The organism is Chryseobacterium sp. DT-167 (assembly GCF_058310155.1).
In genome coordinates this window covers 1-730 of the sequence record NZ_JBZEEQ010000055.1, presented here as the reverse complement: position 1 = coordinate 730, position 730 = coordinate 1, and the positions used below count along the sequence as shown (strand labels likewise).

Below are 730 nucleotides of genomic sequence, written 5' to 3'. Positions count from 1 at the left end.
CGCCTGGATCGGCGTCGTGATGGTGGCGAGGTCGCGAGCGGGTGGCGCTCCCGCCTCCGCTGCGCTGCTCGGAGCGATCCACGTGGATCCCATCCCGAGCGCGAGGGCTCCGGCGGCGATGGCCGCCACCGCTCGATTCCGCCCGTCCGGGCGGTTCTTGTGAGACATCGTTGTCCTTTCATCGGTGGTGTCACGCGCGGCATGCGTGCCGCGCGTGTGGGCGCCGGGGATCGGCGCCCGTCGTCACCCCGGTCCGGGCCGGGACGGATCGACGGGATCGCTCACGCGATCCTCGTCAGGTCGAAGAGCAGCGCTTGCTGCGGAGCGAGCGTCGGCATGGGCACGCCGGCCGTCGCGAGCACGGCGCCCGCCAGGACCAGGCCGTCGGTCCCGGCAGCGTCGACCCAGGGGGGATCGATGCCGTGCCGCGCGGCCTCGCCCAGTTCGGAGCGCACGACGACGCGGTACCGGGCGCCGGCGTCGAGACCCGGCCACCGCACGCGACCGGACTGCCCGGCGCTCGAGGTCGTGAGCCGCGTCCACGTGAAGAGGGCGCGTGAGCCGTCCTGCGCGACGATGCCCTCGAGGGTCGTGGCCTCGTCGGCGAGGTCGGCGTTGACGACGCGTCCCGAGTGGAGGAGCGGGCGCAGCTCGCGGTAGAGACCCGCCCACGCCGCGATCGTGCCGAGTTCCTCGAGGGACGCCGTCGTGAGGTCGAGCTCGATACCCG

1 protein-coding gene is annotated in these 730 nt (G+C 73.8%); it reads right to left on the bottom strand.

Translation table 11 applies throughout. From position 1 onward, the window contains the following. Positions 1-281: 281 nt before the first annotated feature. Positions 282-730 (bottom strand): GH36 C-terminal domain-containing protein (locus AC4FQ5_RS19700; RefSeq protein WP_491146249.1); only part of this gene is annotated, 449 nt, incomplete at its 5' end.